Here is a 17,933-nt window from a genome sequence, read left to right on the forward strand (position 1 = left end):
GCTGGGATGGCGGGTTCACTGGAAATCCTGACTGCTATCAGGGAACTGACGAATACCAAGCAACTCGATCGGACCGAGCTTCATGGACTGCTGTTCGACGGGATAACAGCGGCTCTCGCAAAAAAGCACGGGCCAACGGTGCAGGCAGAAGTGGATATCGACGAAGACAAGGGTACGATTCGCATCGTACGGCTTCGGACGGTGGTGGCCGATGTAACCGATACCGCCCGCGAAATTTCACTGGATGAAGCGCGCTTCACCGACGAAGAATTTCAGGTCGGCGACGTTATGGAAGATCCTGTGGACTTCTCGGAGTTCGGGCGGATGGCCGTGCTTGCAGCAAAGCAGCGGATCATCCAGCGCGTGCGCGAAGGCGAGCGCACGAAGATCCGCGACGAATTTACCAGCCGTGTCGGCGACCTGCTTTCCGGTGAGGTTCAGCAGATCGAACGCGGAAAGCTGGTAATCATGCTGAACAAGTTTCGCGAGGCAGAAGCAGTAATTCCCTATCGCGAGCAGAATCACCGCGAACATTTTCATCAGGGCGATCCCCTGCGGGCCGTCCTCAAGCGAGTTGAGGAAACGCCCAAGGGCCCGCGACTTATGCTCAGCCGGGGAGATCCGATGTTCGTGAAGGCGCTTTTCAAGCTCGAGGTTCCCGAGATTCAGCAGGGCATAGTCGAAATTCGTGCCGCTGCCCGCGAAGTCGGCAATCGCACGAAGATCGCCGTGTTTTCACGCGACGACTCGGTCGATCCGGTGGGCGCCTGCGTCGGGCTCAAGGGTTCACGCGTGCAGGCGGTAGTCAACGAGCTCGGCGGCGAGCGGATCGATATCGTCCCGTGGTCGGCCGATCCTGAGCGCTTCGCCAAGCTTGCACTCGCTCCCGCTCGCGTTGCACGTGTGTTCAGCGACGCTGCATCGAAAACGATTCAGGCGGTTGTGGACGAAGACCAGCTTTCTCTCGCGATCGGGCGCAACGGTCAGAACGTGCGGCTCGCATCCGAGCTGACCGAATGGAAGATCGAGCTTTACTCCAGCCGTGAGTGGATGGAGCGGGGTGCCGAGCAGCAGTTGTTCGCGCCGCTCCCGGGTGAAGCCGATGAAGCTGTAAACCCGCGGCTGTCGGAAATTGCCGGCCTCGAGCCTGCCACGATCGCGGTTCTCGAGGAAGCGGGGTATCGCACCCTCGACGATGTCATCGATCTTGAGCGTGAAGATTTTCTCCGGCTGGCTGGAATTGCACCTGAAGAAGCCGACCGGCTCATGAACATCATTAACGAGCTGACGGTTGAAGAGGGTGCCGAAGGAGAGGGCAGCGACGCCGAAAGCGATAGTCCCGAATCTGAAATTCCCGAAGCCCCGGCTGTACCCGACGAAGATCCGGGGGCTGCCGGCACGCTCGGCAGTGACGGCGGGGCTGGGGATGCGACAAACGCCAATGACGGCGCGGCCAGTCAGCACTCAGACGCCGGCAGCGTTCCGAAAAGCGAGCCGGGAACCCGAAAAGGCGAATGACGGAAGAGGTCGCGAAACGAAAGGTGCTGGGATTGATAGGCCTTGGACTTCGCGGGCGAATGGCGGTAGTAGGGGTGCAACAGGTAAGGGAGGCGGCCAAACACGGCAAGCTGAAGGTCGCGCTCGTAGCGAGCGATGCGTCGCAGAATAGTCTGGACAAGGTTGTTGGATTGTTGAAAGCCCGAGACGTTCCGGTGATCACCACGTTGACGGCAACGGATCTCGGAGGCGTCGCGGGTCGTGAAGCGGTGGCGGTGATCGGTGTAACGAACATGGGGTTGGCTCGCGGTATCCTGGACGCGTTTCCCGGAGCAGCGGCCAATGTCGTTCGCGGGCGAGGTGCGCCGCGAACCATCAGGGATTAAGGAGACACGGTTTTGAGCAAACTTCTCGTAAATGACATGGCAGGCGAATTCGGAATCTCCGTTGACGAGGTTATCAACCTTCTTCGACAGTGGGACATTCCTGTGCGCAGCCATATGACCCCGCTGTCGGACGACCAGATCGCCCGCATCAGGGCGAGGTGGGAACGCGAGAAGAGAGCGCGCGCAACAGCACCGGCGGCATCTCCCGCACGCCGCCGCCGCGGCGCTGCGGCTCCAGTGGTCGCAGCGGTTGTGACCGTCGAGGCCGCGCCCGACACAGCCGGTGTTCGCCGCCGGCGCAAGGCGGCGGACATTGTCGTTGCCGATCCCGAAGTTGAAGCGCCTCCAGTGGCGGATGTCAGTACACCTGAGCCGGACGCTCCCGCGAAAAGCATTCCCGTCCCGCCGCCGTCCGCCGGAACTACGGCTCCAGTTGCCGGCTCCATCGCCGCACCTCCGGGGGGCACGGCCGCAGCTTCACCGCAGATACCAACGCGGGAGCCTGCAGAAGAAGAAAAGGTCGAAACCAGACCACCTGCGCCGACGGTTGAGCCGCGACCCGCTCGGCCCTCCGCGCCGCAACCCTCGACGTCGCACTCCGGGTCTTTCACCCCAGGAGGCAGTCAGTCGTCCGGGCCGTCAGTGCCGGAGCGCCAGCGCCCGCGGCCAGTTGTACCGGGGGCGCCACGGCCGCGTCCCATCGCCACCGGAACCCCGTTTGTGCCCCCGCGCCCGGTCGCGTCCGCCGCACCAGGAGCGCCGGCCGGCTTCGCAGGGGCCAGACGGGACGAGCGACCGCGTCCCGGTATGGTCGATGACCGCAATGCCCGCCGAGGGAAGAAAGGCAAGCGCGGCTCGGTGGATCAGGAAGCGGTTTCGTCGAGCATCTCGAAGACGATGACCGCACTGCGACAGGGAGTAGTGCGGCGAGGCGGATCGCGACGCTCGGATGACATGAGCTACCGCGAAGAAATGGAGGCCCAGCGCGTCGCCGACGTCGAGCGCGAGAAGAAAACAGTTCGGGTCAACGAATTCATCACGGTCAGCGAGCTGGCTGCCATCCTCAAGATCCCCGCGACGCAGATCGTTGGCTTCGCATTCAAGAATCTCGGGCTGATGGTCACCATCAATCAGCGCCTGGATTTCGACCAGATCGAGCTCATTGCCGGTGAGTTTGGATTCCAGGCAGTGAAGGAAGAGGAATACACGGTTGGACTCGAGGAGTCCGTCGAGACCGATATCGCGGAAGACCTCCACTCGCGGCCCCCTGTCGTTACAATCATGGGACACGTCGATCACGGCAAGACTTCACTGCTCGATTACATCCGCAAGGCCAACGTCGTTGCCGGTGAATCCGGGGGCATTACCCAGCACATCGGGGCGTACCACGTGACCCTCGGCAATGAAAAGCAGATCACCTTCCTCGATACGCCGGGACACGAGGCATTCACGGCCATGCGCGCTCGCGGCGCGCAGGTTACTGACATCGTCGTGCTCGTGGTTGCCGCGGACGATCAGGTAATGCCGCAGACGGTTGAGGCAATCTCGCATGCCAAGAATGCCGGTGTGCCGATGATCGTTGCAATCAACAAGATCGACCTTCCGTCCGCGAACGTCGGGAAAGTAAAGCAGGATCTGCTTCAGCACGGTGTAGTGCTGGAGGAATTTGGAGGAGCTACGCTTTCGACCGAGATCTCGGCCAAGAAGGGAACGAATGTCGATGTACTTCTCGAGCAGGTCCTGCTGCAGTCCGAGGTGCTCGATCTGAAGGCAAATCCGAATCGGCGCGCCGCCGGTGCAGTGGTCGAGGCACAGCTGGATCCGGGCAAGGGTCCAGTGGCCACCGTGCTCGTCTCGGCGGGAACTCTGCGTGTGGGCGACGATTTCATCTGCGGGATGTTCTCCGGACGCGTCAGGGCGCTGCTCGATGAGCGCGGCAAGACGGTGAAGGAAGCCGGACCGGCGATTCCCGTCCAGGTTCTCGGCATTGGCGGCGTGCCGATGGCAGGCGATCAGTTCGTGGTCGTCGAGGACGCCATGGAGTCACGCGACATCGCCCAGCGGCGCCAGCGGCTCGACCGTGAGGCGAAAAGCCGGCGAACGTCCAGGAGCAGGGTGTCGCTCGAAGACTTCATGTCCGCTGCGGCGTCCGGCGAAAAGCGCACGTTGCACATCATCATTAAGGCCGATCAGGGCGGGCCGGCGGAAGCACTCGCCGATGCGCTTGGCCAGCTCTCGCACGACGAAGTCTCGGTGGACGTGATCCACCGCGGTGTCGGCTCGATCAACGAAAGCGACATTCTGCTGGCCCGCAGTTCAGGCGCGGTCATCGTCGGTTTCCACGTACGGCCCGACAACAACGCCCGCGCGGCTGCCGAAAGAGAAGGTGTCGAGATAAAGCTGTACAAGGTGATTTACGAAGCAGTCGAAGACATCCGGTCGGCACTTGAAGGCATGCTGCGTCCCGAAGAGCGCGAAGTGGTGCTCGGCGAAGCCGAAGTGCGCGAGACATTCAAGGTTCCTAAGCTTGGTCTCATTGCCGGCTGCTCGGTGCGAAGCGGGATCGTTCAACGCGGAGGGCGCGCACGTGTTGTTCGGGATGGGGTGGAGATTTACGACGGCGTTGTCGGATCGTTGCGGCGCTTCAAGGACGATGTGAAGGAGGTCCGCGAGGGCTTCGAGTGTGGAATTGGGATTGAGAATTTCAACGACATCAAGCTTGGCGACGTCATAGAGTGCTACCGCAAGGAACAGGTTGCGCGCACGCTGGCGTCGAGCGCTTCTGCGTAACACCCGGCGTGCCGACCGGGTGGCCGCAGCCATCCGTGAAGAGGTCGCGATGTTCCTTGCCAGCGCCGCAAAGGATCCGCGCATCGTTGGTTTCGTAACGGTGACGGGAGTGGAAGTCACTTCCGACCTCAGGCACGCACGTGTATTCGTGAGTGTGATGGGCAGCGAGCCCGAAAAGGAATCGACATTCCAGGGGCTCGGAAGCACCGCCTCGCACCTGCGATCGCTCGTCGGACGTACCCTGCGACTGCGGGTGGCTCCCGAAATTCAGTTCAAGGAAGACGACAGCGTGGCCCGCGCCGCCCGTATCGAGTCGCTGCTCGCCGGTATCAAGCCCAGTGAGCCGGGTGACCCCGATTCGGCGGCCTCTACGCCAGTGTCATCCGACGCGCTTGGCCCGGACGGACGGCCTGGCGACGAAGACGACGGGAATTGAAGGCTCGCCGTTGGCCGCCAGTGTGGAAGGTCTTCTTCTCGTCGACAAACCCGCCGGCGCTACATCACACGACATAGTACAACTGGCCCGTCGCGTTTATGGCGAGAAGAGCATCGGGCATCTCGGAACGCTTGATCCGTTCGCCACTGGGTTGCTGATACTGCTGATGGGTCGCTCGACCCGGCTGGCAACGTTCATTCTTACCGAGCCCAAGGTCTACCTCACCACAATCCGCTTTGGAGCGGAGACCGATTCTGACGACTGCACGGGATCGGTGATTCGCCAATCGCCCCCGCCGCCGCGGGGCTCTATCTCCGACGCTATTTCAGCGCTGACTGGAGATTTGATGCAGGTGCCGCCGGCCTACTCGGCCAAATCCGTTGACGGCGTGCGCGCTTATGACGCCGCGCGGCGTGGCGAACCGCTGGAGCTTGCCGCGGCAAGAGTGATGGTTCATGGGTGGGCGATTCAGGATGAGCGGGATAATGAGATCGACGTGCGAATCACGTGCGGGACCGGGACCTACATCCGCGCCCTGGCGCGCGATCTGGGCCGTGCCACCGGGAGTGCCGCCCACCTGGCCGCGCTGAGACGCGAGCAGAGCGGGCCCTTCGACGTGGCTCACGCGGCAACCGTCGAAGTGCTGCGGACCTCACCCCCGCCCTTGAGACCGCTGCGAGTCGTCACCGATGCCTGACCTGATGGCGATATCGGGGGCTTCCGCTCTTCCCTCGAATGTCGACGGCACCGTCGTGACAGTTGGGACGTTCGACGGAGTGCATCGGGGGCACGCAGACGTCATCCAGCGACTGGTAGCCCGGGCAAAGATGGTCGGCTTGCCAAGCCTCCTGGTGAGTTTCGACCCGCATCCGCTTGAAGTCGTCAATCCGCATTCAGCGCCGCAGCTTCTTACCACTCATCATGAAAAACTCGAGATCTTTGCGGCGAGCGGTCTCGATTATTTTGCCGTCGTCCCGTTTACGGCTGCGCTGGCGTCTTTCACGGCGGCTGAGTTCGTCGATACGATTCTGCGACGGCGGTTCCGCATGCGAGAGCTGCTGATCGGGCACGACCACGGATTCGGACGCCAGCGAGCAGGGAATGTGACTGTTCTCCGCGAACTTGGCGTCCGGTGGGGCTTTGACGTCGAAGTCATTGACGCAGTGTCCTATGGCGACGGCACACATGTGTCGTCGACCTCCATTCGCCGGGCAATCGCGGGCGGTGATCTGGCCCGCGCGGCCGAAGCTCTCGGCCGTCCTTATTCCGTGAGTGGTACCGTAGTCAGCGGGCACGGGCGGGGAAGACAACTGGGGTTTTCTACCCTGAATCTGAGCCACCCGCTCCCGGTGAAGCTTCTTCCGCCTGACGGTGTATATGCCGTCAGGGTGCAGTCGCGCCATGGCGAGTTCGAGGCAATGGCGAACCTTGGGCCTCGGCCGACGTTCGGCGAATCCGACAGGACAATTGAAGCTCACCTGTTTGACGCGTCGGGCGATTTTTACGGCTCCGCGGTGCGGCTGGACTTCATTGGTTTTCTCCGAAATACACGAAAATTCGACAGCCCGGCCGAACTCATTCAGCAACTTGAACGTGACCGTGCCAGCGCGACGCGCGCGTTGACTCTGCCCGCGAATGCCGGTAACCTTAGAGGCTACACAGGAACGGTTCACCCTACCTCGTCTGACGCATGACCCTGAAGTATCGACTTCTGATAATAGCTGCACTCATTCTTGCGTCCGTCTGGGCGCTTTTTCCGCGGACCGTCGTCGAGCGGGTCAGGAAAGGCAGCGGCTTTACATACGATTCCGTGAAGCGGGTGCCTCTCAAAAGAGGTCTCGACCTTCAGGGCGGCATGCACCTGGCTCTGGAAATCGACGAATCCAAGGGTGCGGTGCCTCAGAAGGCCGAGGCAATCGACCGTGCTCTGAAGGTGGTTCGCACCCGCATCGATCAGTTCGGCGTATCGGAACCGGTCGTCCAGAAAGCAGGAGCTGAGCGCATCATCGTCGAGCTTCCGGGCATCGACGATCCGGAACGGGCACAGGAGGTCGTCCAGAAATCGGCATTCCTCCAGTTCCAGATTACCGACAAGACCCAGGCGCTCGAGAAAGCGTTGCCGCGTCTTGACGCAGCGGTGAAGCAGTTTGCATCGACGGGCTCCGCAGGTCCCGGAGCTGCCCGACCCGACAGCGCGCTCGCCGGATCAGGCCTGCAGTCCCTGTTCACTGCCGATACGACGAAATCCGCAGCGGACACGACGAAATCCCCAACGGACACGACAAAAACCGACACTGCCGCCTTGCCGACGCCAACCTCGGGCGGCTTCTCGAAGCTTATCCAGCAGGGGGGCATGGCCGGCGAGTACTACGTCGCCGAAACAAATGTTCAGACCATGCAGGACTATCTCGAAACAGCGGGTGTGAAGGCCGCGCTTCCCCCAGGCAAGGTTGTTCGATTCGGGAGCGACACCACTTCGCTTGGCAGCCAGGTCTATCGGCCGCTGTATGTGCTGGATGCGAGGCCGATTATTACCGGTGAGCGTCTCATCGATGCCAAACCGGTAACGGACCCGAGGGAAGGCACGCTGGTGACGTTCGAGTTCGACAACGAAGGTGGCCGCAAGTTCCGCAGTGAGACTTCGAAGCACATCCAGGATTTCATGGCAATCGTCCTCGACGATCGGGTTATGGGCCGGCCGCCGGTAATCCAGAGTGCCATTGGCAACCGCGGACAGATCACGATGGGCGGGAAGGATTTGCAGGCGGCGTCCGACCTCGCGCTCGTGCTGCGTGCGGGCTCGCTTCCAGCCCCGCTCAAGATCGTCGAAGTCAGAAACATAGGCGCAAGCCTTGGCCAGGATTCAATTGACAGCGGCATCCGCGCGGGCGTCGTGGCGATCGGATTCCTGGTACTGATCATCCTGATCTATTACAAATTCTCCGGGATGCTCGCGATCGGCGGCCTGATACTCTATGTATTGTTCACGCTGGGTATGCTCGCCGGATTCGATGCTGTCCTGACGCTTCCGGGACTCGCGGGATTCGTTCTTTCGCTCGGCGTTGCAGTCGATGCGAACGTACTGATCTTCGAGCGAATCCGCGAAGAACTCGACCGCGGGAAGTCCGTGCGGCTTGCGATTGACGAAGGGTTCGGCCACGCGATGAGTGCCATCGTCGACTCGAATGTGACCGCTGCGCTCACCGCGATCGTTCTTTACCAGTTTGGCACTGGGCCCGTAAGGGGATTTGCAGTGACGCTTCTTGCCGGAATCGCCGCGTCCATGATCACCTCGATCTTCGTGGTCCGCACCTTTTACATGGTGTGGCTCAACCGCTCCAACAACGCACAGGCCCTGAGCATCTGATGCTGAGAATATTCAAGGACACTAGCTACGATTTCATCAGATGGTGGAAATGGGCGGCGGGACTCACCATCGCTTTCCTGTTGATCGGCTTCGCGTCGTACCTGCGGGCACCAATCAACTATAGCATCGAATTCACGGGCGGAACGCTGATGCAGACGGAGTTCCGGCAGCCTGTCAACGTGGCCGACTTGCGGTCGCGCCTGTCGGCGGCGGGGGTGACCGGTGCGGAGATCCAGGAGTTCGGCTCGTCGCGCGAGTTCGCCATCAGGGCGCAGCAGCCGCGGCTCGTCGCAACCCAGACCGCAGGCGCGGCAACAGTCGCAGAGCAGATCCAGCAGGTTCTCAACTCCACCTACGGTGCGGGTAATGTGCGGGTCGTCCGAACCGAGGCCGTCAGTCCCCGGGTGGGCGACGAACTCCGGGAAGGAGCACTGATCGCGATGATTCTGTCGTTCTTCATCACGCTCATTTATCTGGCAATCCGCTTCGAGTGGCGGTTCGGTGCGGCGGCGGTAGTTGCGACTGCGCACGATTTCGTCGCAACGCTGGTGTTCCTCAAGCTGATGCATCTCGAGGTGTCGCTGATGGTCGTCGCCGGCTTGCTGACGGTGATCGGATATTCGATGAACGACACAGTGATCATCTTCGACCGCGTGCGCGAGAATCTCCACAAGCGTCGCAACGAGTCGCTCCACGACACGCTCAACAGGTCGATCAACGAGACCCTGCCTCGGTCGATCATTACCCACGCCCTGTCGTTGTCGTCGGTCATCGCGTTGATCGTGCTGGGGGGCGAGGTGATCCGGCCGTTTGCGCTGGTGATGGCATTCGGAATCTTCACCGGAACGTTCAGCTCGATGTACGTCGCGGCTCCAATCCTCATCTGGATCGAAAAGAAATGGCCGAGGAAGACGAGTGTATCGCAGGTTTCGTCGACAGCCACGCGCACCTCGCAGACCCGGCGTTCGCCGGTGACCGCGACGAGGTAGCAGGCAGGGCAAAGCTGGCGGGAGCGAGCGCAATTGTCTGTATCGGCTCCGGCAGCGGCGCCTCGGCGCCGCTCGATGCTGCGCGCGAAGCGGCAACCGTGGCGGCACGGCATCCGGCATTCATCTGGTGGACGGCAGGGGTACACCCACATGACGCTGCGGGGTTCGACCCCGCACAGCACATTCCTGAACTGCGGCAGATGATTCTCGCGGGTGCGGTGGCGGTTGGCGAGTGTGGGCTGGATTATCACTACGACAAGCTCCCCCGCGCAACGCAGCGTAAAGCATTCGAGGCGCAGTTGAGTCTGGCTGGCGAGCAGCGCGTGCCAGTGGTCGTGCATACGAGAGACGCGGAAGACGATACGGCATCGATGGTTGCGGATGCCGGACGCGCGGGCGTCAGAGGTGTTCTTCACTGCTACACGGGTTCACAGTCGCTAGCAGAGGTGGCGCTGCAGGCGGGATGGTACATCTCATTCAGCGGCATCGTCACTTTCAAGAAATGGAGCGGTGACGATCTCGTACGGTTCGTTCCAGGAGATCGGATTCTGGCAGAATCGGATGCGCCGTATCTTGCACCAGTGCCGAGGCGGGGAAAGCGGAATGAACCTGCCTGGGTCTGCCATACGGTCGCGCGGCTGGCCGCCGCCCGCGGTATCCCTATCGGTGATATGGGAATCGCGGTCAGCGAAAATGCGAGGCGGCTGTTCAGTCTGGCGTGAAGGCCCTCTCGGCGTGTAACATTGCCGGGCATTCACCTTAACCCGCAGAGGTCCTAGTTGCACCAGATCACAAGTGACGATGCACCCGCTGCCATTGGGCCCTATTCACAGGCAGTAATTGCTAAAGGATTGTTGTTCTCGGCTGGTCAGATTGCGCTCGATCCGGCAACTGGTCAGCTCATCGACGGGGATATCTCGATGCAGACCGAGCGAGTGATGCAGAACCTGATGGCGGTGCTTGCTGCAGCGGGGCTCGATTGGCGTGATGTTGTGAAAACGACTGTGTATCTGCACGACATGTCGCACTTCCCGCTTGTAAATGAGATTTACGGTCGGGCGCTCGGCGATGCGCGGCCTGCACGGTCGACGGTCCAGGTGACTGCGCTCCCGCGTGGTGGCCTGGTGGAGATCGACCTCATTGCCACGGTGCGTCCGTAGCTGCGGCAGAAAAATGAGCACGTCGAGAACCCGGGACGAAATTTTCCGTCTTACGTTGTTTGCGCGGTGCGCTGGTTGAGCGTCCAAAATGGGTCCGGGTGACCTGTCCGCGGTGCTTGATCCTCTCCCCTCTGTCACCAATCCGCGGCTTCTCGTAGGCCGCGAGACCTTCGACGACGCCGGCGTATACCTGCTGTCTGACGATATTGCTCTGGTTCAGACGGTCGATTTTTTCGCGCCGATAGTTGACGACCCTTACGACTTCGGGCAGGTCGCGGCTGCCAACGCACTGTCGGATGTGTACGCCATGGGTGGTCAACCGCTTACTGCGCTGAACATCGTGGCATTTCCCACAGGCGAGCTCCCGTTGTCGGTGCTGACGGAGATTCTGCGCGGAGGGCAGGACAAGGTGCACGAAGCGGGGGCCAGTATTGTTGGTGGCCACACTGTGACCGATGGGGAGCTGAAGTACGGATTGTCGGTAACCGGGCGTGCGCATCCGGCCTTTCTGCTCACAAACGCCGGGGCAGCCCCGGGCGACCGGCTCGTGCTGACCAAGGCACTTGGGAATGGTATCCTGGCGACGGCGGCGAAGCGCGCCTCTGCCGGCGACGCTGCCATGCAAAGCGCTGCAACGCCGGTGCGGATTGCCGCGATGGTCGAAGGCATGAAAACATTGAACGGCGCTGCCAGCCGCGCAGCGTTGGCGGTCGCCTCGAAATGCGCCACCGATGTCACAGGTTTCGGTTTGCTTGGCCATGCGTCTCATATCGCGCGCGCGAGCAACGTTACAATGCGAATTCATGCCGCGTTGGTGCCGGTGCTCGATGGAGCGGAGGACTGCTGGAGGGCCGGTGCATCGAGCGATGGGTTGAAGCGGAACGCAGCTTACGTCGAACAACTCGTTGAATGGCGTGGCGTCAGCGAGTTTCATCAGGCGTTGCTCTGCGATCCGCAGACATCAGGCGGTTTACTTGTCGCTGTGCCCCGGGATCGTACCACTGACTACCTTTCGCGAATGACCGGCGCCACTGAAATCGGGGAAGTGATGGAGCGAGAGAATGCTGCGATCGTGGTTGACTGATGAATACGGGGGTGGATGGAGCCTGGTGGCTTCCCCAGTCTTCAAAACTGGTGTGACCCGACCAGGTCGGGCCGGGTGGGTTCGATTCCCACACTCTCCCGCCATCCGACGGTTCGCGGCATTCGCGTTGATTTGCATGGGTTCCCATACATTCTTTTCCGCCGTCGCCGGTGCACAGAGAGTTGACAGCACACGCGTGAAGCTCGGCGGGGAGATTGGCTGCGTTCCGATTCCAAAGGATTCTCTCGAGGGAGTGGGCCCGCGCGTACTCATCGCGGGACCTCCCGGACGTAGAGGCCCGCTGTGCAAAATACCTATTTCGCCGCGGCGGGCATTTATCACATCTCTGCTCGTTCCGGGCCTGGGTCAGTCGCGGCTGGGCCGCTCGAAGGCCGCGAAGATGTTCGGCGCCATAGAATTGGGGGCGATCGCAATGTCCCTCAAATCACTCAACGACCTGAGCAATGCGAAGGATGCGCGAAGCGATACTGTTTCGGTTCCGCGCCTCGACCCCGTCACCCAGAATCCTGTCCTCGACCCAGTATCCGGGCTGCCCATATTCATGAGCGTTCCACGCAATCCGAATCTTGCGGATCGCGTCAGAGCACGCCGCACTCATCTCGAGGACTGGCTCGCCGCGATTGCCTTCAATCACCTCTTCGCCGGCGCCGACGCATTTGTCGCGGCAAACCTTGCCGATTTCGACGCAAACGTGAATACGACGTCAGCCGGAATTGATGTGCGGGTATTGGCCCGTGTTTCCTGGTAGATAGATCGGCGCCGATCGGAGTATTCGACTCCGGCATCGGGGGCCTCACGGTTGTCCGGGAACTCATGCGTCAACTCCCGAACGAAAGCATCATTTACTTCGGGGACACCGCGCGTGTCCCGTATGGTCCGAAGAGTCCACAGACCGTCGTGCGGTACAGCCGGGAGATTACGACCTTTCTCGAGACTCAGGGCGTGAAGGCCGTCGTCGTCGCCTGCAACACCGCCACGGCCCACGCGCTCCCCACGCTGCGTGGCGAGTATGAATTACCCATTGTCGGCGTAATCGAACCCGGCTCCCGGGCGGCCGCGCGGGCGACGCGAACCGGAAACGTCGGCGTAATCGGGACGCACGGTACAATCAACTCGCACGCCTACGAGCGCTCGATTGCTGCGGCGACGCCGGGAGCGCGAATCACCGCACTGGCCTGTCCGCTTTTCGTTCCACTGGCAGAAGAGGGTTGGCTCGAGACTGAAGCCACAAATCTGATTGCGCGTGAGTATCTCGCGCCAATGGTGGATGCCGACATCGATACGCTCGTGCTGGGCTGCACGCATTATCCGCTGCTGAAAGGCGCAATCGGAGCGGTTGTCGGTAGCAACGTGCGCCTCATAGACAGCGCTGAGGAGACTGCGGCTGAGACTGCGGCGATCCTGAGGGAGAAGGGGATTGATTGCGATACGATCAGGACAGCGCAGCACCGCTTCATCGCATCAGATGCCCCTGAGCAATTCCGGCGTGTGGGACAGCGTTTTCTTGGGTCCACGATCGACAGCGTTGAGACAATCACCCTCGGGTGAGCCATCGGTCGTCCTGCGGAGCTCGATTCTGTCGGGCGTAATCCGCAGGAATGTGGGCGCGTCGAGCCACGAACCGGCATTGGCGAACACTCCCGCATTTGGCACGCGCTCGAGCGCCGGCACATGGGAATGTCCGTAAACAAGCAGATCCAGGTCAGGGTCGCTCGACAATTCGCTTATCGCGATGGTGCGGAGCCCGCGTCCCTCATCTCGCGCCCGGTGAACGCGACTCGCTCCTGAGCTTCCCATTGCCAACCGGCTTGCCCAATCAGGATGCAGCGCGCGAAAGGCCCTGATAGCCCAGCGGTTCCGCATGATGGGCCGAATGGCTCTGTAGCCACGATCTTCCCGCTCGCGGAGGCCGTCGCCGTGCTCGACTCTGGCGCGCCATCCCGCCAGTACTCCCGTCCAGGGTCCCATGTGATAGTCCACTCCAATTTCGTCACGGAGCATGTCGTCACCCCAGCAGTCGTGATTACCGGCCACCCAAAGTACCTTGACTCCGCTTTCTGTCAGATGGGCAAGCGCCGCGAGTGCCCGGAAACTGTTTCTGGGGATCACTGACTTCCACTCGAACCAGAAGTCGAACAGATCGCCGTTTATCACGAGTGACGCTGCGCGTCCCTCAAGCCCACGCAGGAACGAAATCAGAGACCTCTCGATGTTAGCGGAGGCAACGCCAAGGTGTGAATCCGAAATTACGTAACAGGGTGAACTGAGCACGAACCAATTGTAGCCGCGGACTCCTGAGCGCACAAACACGCGGACCTTCACTGCAGGACTTATCTTATTCCCGATGGCTGTTGCACCTGTAACCGGATTGAGCAGTGACGTCGAGATTCGCGTGCGCTACGCGGAAACCGACCAGATGGGGGTGGTGTATCATTCGCACTATCTCGTGTGGTGCGAGATTGGCCGTACGGATCTCATCAGGCGGCTTGGCACACCCTACGCTGAACTCGAGCGCCAGGGTGTAATGCTGGCGGTGGTGGATGCTTCCATCAGATACCACGCTGCCGCCCGGTACGATGATCTCGTTCGCGTGCGCACACGACTTTCCGGTGTCCGGTCGCGCAGCATCACGTTTGATTATGCCGTTGAACTTGTAGAATCCGGCCGCAAGCTCGTCACCGCCACGACCACCCTCGCCTCGCTCAACGGAGAAGGAAAACTTGTTGCACTGCCCGCGGCGCTCCGATCGCTACTGGAAAATGCGGTCCCTTAGCACTCTCGCGGCTCTTGCAGCGGTTGTGGTATCGAGCAGTTGTGCCCAGGCTCAGTCCCGCCGCGCGCCCGGTGATTCCGATATCCGGCTCTACGCGAGGTTGATGGCGATGACAGATTCGCGCAGACTCGATCTTGCGCTGATCGACACCTCGCTTGCATCCCGGTGGGCCCCGCTTCGGGCGGCGTCGGCCCTCGCCATCGGACAGGTCGGTTCGGCAGTCGGGAGGCCAGCCGTTGGAGTCGCTCGAGCTCTTCTCACCGACCCGGATCTCTCTGTTGCGTCAAAAGCCGCGTACGCACTCGGCCTGCTCCATGACACGGCGGGAATCGGAACCCTTGCATCGGCGCTTACCGCTTCACCGACGGTTGCGCGCGAGGCCGCGTGGGCGCTGGGCGAAATCGGCGCTCCTGCCCGCTCGATAATCGTTGCTGCGCTTGGGAGCCCGGGGACTGATGAGGCGCGGATGATCCAGCTGCTCCTGGCTGCGGCCAAGCTTCGTCCGGTGCCTGTCGAGGAGATGAGGCCGTACCTGCGAATGACAGGTCGTCCCTCCGTGGTATGGGCCGCGGCATATGCAATTTCGCGAACGCGTGCTCCTGCGGGCGTGCGCGACCTCATCGAGCTCGCGGCGAGCCCCCTCGTTGTCCAGGGCGCTGCAACGCGTTCGAAGCGGGCGTCCGCCCCAGTACCGGGTCGTGGCGACACCCCTCAGGTGTATGTCTCGGCTGCGAGCGGAGCGCAGCGCGCGCGATCGGAAATTGCGCGGGGATTGACGAAAACCGCGACGGGGGATTCCCTTGCCGAGGCAGCCTTCGCTGCTCTGTTGAGACTCAGTGGCGATCAGCATCCGCACGTCCGTATCAACGCAGTTCGCTCGCTTGCGACGTTCGGCACGCGCGCCGCTGATGCGGTAGTGCTCGCTGCGGGGGACAGCGACGCGAACGTGCGCATCGCTTCGGCCCAGTCGATGGCTACCGTATTCGATTCGTCGAGCGCGTCATGGGTGTCACTCTGGCAGCGGGACACAAGTGTCGTTTACCGCGGCAGTATGCTCGCGTCCGCAATCCGGGTTGGCGCGCTTCGGCAGACGCTCGCGGGCTGGATGGCGCACCCGAGCTGGCAATATCGTGCGGCCGCGGTGAACGCTGCGGGTGCATCTCCGGATCCGCTTTTCGCTTCGTTTGCTGTGACCCCGATGCTGCGTGACGCTGACCCGCGGGTGCGAACGGCGGCGTACGGGGCCATCGCTGGGACGGATACCGCTGTACCCCGCGCGAACGTTCACGCCGCGCTCGTTGCCGGGCTTGACGACGCTGATTTCATGGTCAGGGCAACGGTGCTTGGAACGCTTGCTCGTCACGCGCGTGCGCAGGACGTCCCGGCGGTTCTGGCGAGCTATGGCCGAGCGGAACGGGATTCGTCGAATGATGCGCGGATAGCCGCCGTCAAGTATCTCGCGAGCGCATGGCGCCGGGACAGCGCGGCGTTTTCACCCTCGCTTCGCGCGCGGCTCGTGGCGCTCGCGCCTTCCGGCGATCCGATTGTCAGAGCCGAAGCAGCTCGTACTTCCGTTTTTGCATCGTGGCCGTCGGTTTCAGGGAGTCCGCGCGCATTGCCCTGGTATGAGAGCCTGGTTCGCACCTACGTCGTGCCTGCGCGGGGTGGCCGTCTGCAACGGGCAACAATTCACACGAGCCGTGGCAGTGTGGTGCTCGAGCTTTTTGGCGCCGATGCTCCTCTGACGGTGTGGAATTTCCTGAACCTGGCCCGGACAGGGTACTACCGGGGTACCAGCTTTCACCGCGTAGTGCCGAATTTTGTAGCCCAGGATGGCGACCCGCGGGGCGACGGAAATGGTGGCCCAGGTTACTCGATTCGGGACGAGATGAACACGCGCCGCTACGACCGCGGAGCGGTTGGCATGGCGTTGTCCGGTCCTGACACCGGCGGCAGCCAGTATTTCATTACGCATTCGCCCCAGCCGCACCTCGATGGACACTACACGGTGTTCGGGCGTGTTGTGCGCGGCTATGATGTGCTTGATTCTATCGTGCAGGGTGACGCAATACTACGGGTGACTGTCCAGTGACATCAGACCAAAAAAATTCTCGCGCGATCGCGGCACCGCGCAACAGGCTGAGCCGCAGGATCACATCAGGCCGCGCTTTAATCAGCGCATTCGCACTTCTTGCGTCAGCGTGCGCACCTCGTGCCGTGCCGCTCAAGGGGACACCTGTTCCGGCCACCACCCTGCCCCGGATAGATCTGGCTGCCGGACACCGGCGGGTCGTTTTCCGATGGGATTACGAGGAGAACAGTCTCATCGCTCGCGGCGAAGGCGCAATGCGCGTCGCTTCTCCAGACAGCGTGAGGGTCGATCTGTTCCTGGACGGGGGAATTGCCGTGGGATATGCAATTCTGATTGGCGACAAGCTGCGTGCGACCAATCAGAGTCAGGTTCAGCGGTTTCTGCCTCCCCCGCCGATGATGTGGGCCGCGCTTGGCCGCCTTGCGGTGCCAGCGCTTCCCGACACCGTTGTGACCACTCAGGGCGACATGATCTACGCCGATATCGGCCGCCCCGCGGCCTGGCGCATGCGCATTCGCGGCACCCGCCTGATGCAGCTTTCGCGAATCGACAACGGCCGGATAGCGGAGAGCGTGACGCGTGATGAGGGCGGGCGTCTCCTGTACGAGGTTCCCGGCCGGAGAAAGCTCTGGCTCGGAATCACTCGCGAAGAGGAGGTGCCGGCGTTTGCTGCGGCGATTTGGGGTCCTTAGCGCCCTCCTGGCGCTTTCTGCGTGTCTTCCTTACGGCTTCGCCGGGGGAGGGCTGCCTTCGCATGTGCGTACGGTAGCCGTCATTCCATTCGAGAACCTCACTGCTGCTCCCGAGCTTCAAAGAGAGCTCGCGGAGGCATTGCGCAGTGAATTGCAGAACCGGCTAGGCTTGAGGAACGCGGCTGAAGCTCGTGCAAACGCCGTCGTTCGGGGCACGATTCAGCGCTACGAGACAGACATTCCGATAGCCTACAGCGGCAACAATAACAGCCAGACGAGCGCGCGGCGGCAACTGCAGATATCGGTGGACATCGAGGTCTTCGATCAGGTTTCCGGTAAAGTGCTCTGGCAGCGAAAGGGTCTTACCGCGGATGGCCAGTACGAAGAGCGCGGAGTGCTCACGGGCCGCAGGCAGGCCATCGAGCGCATCGTGAACGACGTGATCCAGGGCGCGCAGTCGCAATGGTGATCGGCTTCACGTCTCGTGCAGCGCGTCAGGGCCGCGGCCGCCTCGGATGTCTGGTGCAGCTGGTACTCATTGGCGGTCTCGTGTATTTCGGGATCTTCGCCGGTCAGGACATGCTCCAGTTTTATCGGTTCCGGGATGCGATGAAGCAGCAGTCCCGGTTTGCAAGCACGAAGTCCG

General features: G+C 61.8%; 18 protein-coding genes and 1 tRNA gene. 18 read left to right on the forward strand and 1 reads right to left on the reverse strand.

The window, feature by feature from the left end:
* Positions 1 to 6 precede the first annotated feature (6 nt).
* The 14 genes from nusA to murI all read left to right on the forward strand — a co-directional run bounded on the left by nusA (position 7) and on the right by murI (position 13,278).
* Positions 7 to 1,518 (forward strand): transcription termination factor NusA, encoded by a 1,512-nt coding sequence (gene nusA / locus WKF55_15165; protein ID MEJ7760920.1) that lies wholly within the window; start codon positions 7 to 9, stop codon positions 1,516 to 1,518.
* Complete coding sequence (locus tag WKF55_15170; protein ID MEJ7760921.1) at positions 1,515 to 1,883, forward strand: ribosomal L7Ae/L30e/S12e/Gadd45 family protein; 369 nt, start codon at positions 1,515 to 1,517, stop codon at positions 1,881 to 1,883. The genes nusA and WKF55_15170 overlap by 4 nt, the downstream gene beginning before the upstream one ends.
* A 12-nt stretch (positions 1,884 to 1,895) precedes the next feature.
* Positions 1,896 to 4,673, forward strand: a complete 2,778-nt coding sequence (gene infB / locus WKF55_15175; protein ID MEJ7760922.1) for a translation initiation factor IF-2 — start codon at positions 1,896 to 1,898, stop codon at positions 4,671 to 4,673.
* Positions 4,639 to 5,109, forward strand: a complete 471-nt coding sequence (gene rbfA, locus WKF55_15180) for a 30S ribosome-binding factor RbfA (protein MEJ7760923.1) — start codon at positions 4,639 to 4,641, stop codon at positions 5,107 to 5,109. The genes infB and rbfA overlap by 35 nt, the downstream gene beginning before the upstream one ends.
* Positions 5,066 to 5,806: a tRNA pseudouridine(55) synthase TruB gene (gene truB / locus WKF55_15185; GenBank protein MEJ7760924.1), complete on the forward strand. Its 741-nt coding sequence runs from the start codon at positions 5,066 to 5,068 to the stop codon at positions 5,804 to 5,806. The genes rbfA and truB overlap by 44 nt, the downstream gene beginning before the upstream one ends.
* The gene (locus WKF55_15190) at positions 5,799 to 6,803 is read left to right on the forward strand and encodes a bifunctional riboflavin kinase/FAD synthetase (protein ID MEJ7760925.1); all 1,005 of its coding nucleotides are present in this window, start codon (positions 5,799 to 5,801) and stop codon (positions 6,801 to 6,803) included. Before truB ends, WKF55_15190 begins: the two co-directional genes overlap by 8 nt.
* Positions 6,800 to 8,476 (forward strand): protein translocase subunit SecD, encoded by a 1,677-nt coding sequence (gene secD, locus WKF55_15195; protein MEJ7760926.1) that lies wholly within the window; start codon positions 6,800 to 6,802, stop codon positions 8,474 to 8,476. The genes WKF55_15190 and secD overlap by 4 nt, the downstream gene beginning before the upstream one ends.
* Positions 8,476 to 9,465, forward strand: a complete 990-nt coding sequence (gene secF / locus WKF55_15200; GenBank protein ID MEJ7760927.1) for a protein translocase subunit SecF — start codon at positions 8,476 to 8,478, stop codon at positions 9,463 to 9,465. The genes secD and secF overlap by 1 nt, the downstream gene beginning before the upstream one ends.
* A complete protein-coding gene (locus WKF55_15205) occupies positions 9,375 to 10,187 on the forward strand; it encodes a TatD family hydrolase (protein MEJ7760928.1) in 813 nt (270 codons plus the stop codon). The genes secF and WKF55_15205 overlap by 91 nt, the downstream gene beginning before the upstream one ends.
* 57 nt (positions 10,188 to 10,244) lie before the next feature.
* Complete coding sequence (locus WKF55_15210; GenBank protein MEJ7760929.1) at positions 10,245 to 10,625, forward strand: RidA family protein; 381 nt, start codon at positions 10,245 to 10,247, stop codon at positions 10,623 to 10,625.
* Between the two features lie 13 nt (positions 10,626 to 10,638).
* On the forward strand, positions 10,639 to 11,709 hold the full coding sequence (gene selD, locus WKF55_15215) for a selenide, water dikinase SelD (GenBank protein MEJ7760930.1): 1,071 nt from the start codon (positions 10,639 to 10,641) through the stop codon (positions 11,707 to 11,709).
* A gap of 7 nt (positions 11,710 to 11,716) precedes the next feature.
* Positions 11,717 to 11,813 (forward strand) — tRNA-Sec (locus tag WKF55_15220).
* A gap of 32 nt (positions 11,814 to 11,845) precedes the next feature.
* Positions 11,846 to 12,478, forward strand: a complete 633-nt coding sequence (locus WKF55_15225) for a hypothetical protein (GenBank protein MEJ7760931.1) — start codon at positions 11,846 to 11,848, stop codon at positions 12,476 to 12,478.
* Between the two features lie 14 nt (positions 12,479 to 12,492).
* On the forward strand, positions 12,493 to 13,278 hold the full coding sequence (gene murI, locus WKF55_15230) for a glutamate racemase (GenBank protein ID MEJ7760932.1): 786 nt from the start codon (positions 12,493 to 12,495) through the stop codon (positions 13,276 to 13,278).
* Here murI and WKF55_15235 read toward each other — a convergent pair.
* On the reverse strand, positions 13,192 to 14,052 hold the full coding sequence (locus WKF55_15235) for a UDP-2,3-diacylglucosamine diphosphatase (GenBank protein ID MEJ7760933.1): 861 nt from the start codon (positions 14,050 to 14,052) through the stop codon (positions 13,192 to 13,194). The two genes, murI and WKF55_15235, sit on opposite strands and share 87 nt — an antisense overlap.
* Before the next feature lie 22 nt (positions 14,053 to 14,074).
* On the opposite strand from WKF55_15235, the gene WKF55_15240 reads away from it, so the two are divergent.
* The 4 genes from WKF55_15240 to lptE all read left to right on the forward strand — a co-directional run bounded on the left by WKF55_15240 (position 14,075) and on the right by lptE (position 17,756).
* Positions 14,075 to 14,503 (forward strand): thioesterase family protein, encoded by a 429-nt coding sequence (locus WKF55_15240; GenBank protein ID MEJ7760934.1) that lies wholly within the window; start codon positions 14,075 to 14,077, stop codon positions 14,501 to 14,503.
* Between the two features lie 109 nt (positions 14,504 to 14,612).
* Positions 14,613 to 16,595 (forward strand): peptidylprolyl isomerase, encoded by a 1,983-nt coding sequence (locus WKF55_15245; GenBank protein MEJ7760935.1) that lies wholly within the window; start codon positions 14,613 to 14,615, stop codon positions 16,593 to 16,595.
* Positions 16,592 to 17,287, forward strand: a complete 696-nt coding sequence (locus WKF55_15250) for a hypothetical protein (protein MEJ7760936.1) — start codon at positions 16,592 to 16,594, stop codon at positions 17,285 to 17,287. Before WKF55_15245 ends, WKF55_15250 begins: the two co-directional genes overlap by 4 nt.
* Positions 17,288 to 17,351: 64 nt before the next feature.
* Positions 17,352 to 17,756, forward strand: coding sequence for an LPS assembly lipoprotein LptE (gene lptE, locus WKF55_15255; GenBank protein ID MEJ7760937.1), 405 nt, complete (start codon positions 17,352 to 17,354; stop codon positions 17,754 to 17,756).
* Positions 17,757 to 17,933 lie beyond the last annotated feature (177 nt).

The sequence above is a fragment of the Gemmatimonadaceae bacterium genome (assembly GCA_037721215.1).
Taxonomy (GTDB): Bacteria; Gemmatimonadota; Gemmatimonadetes; order Gemmatimonadales; family Gemmatimonadaceae; genus UBA4720.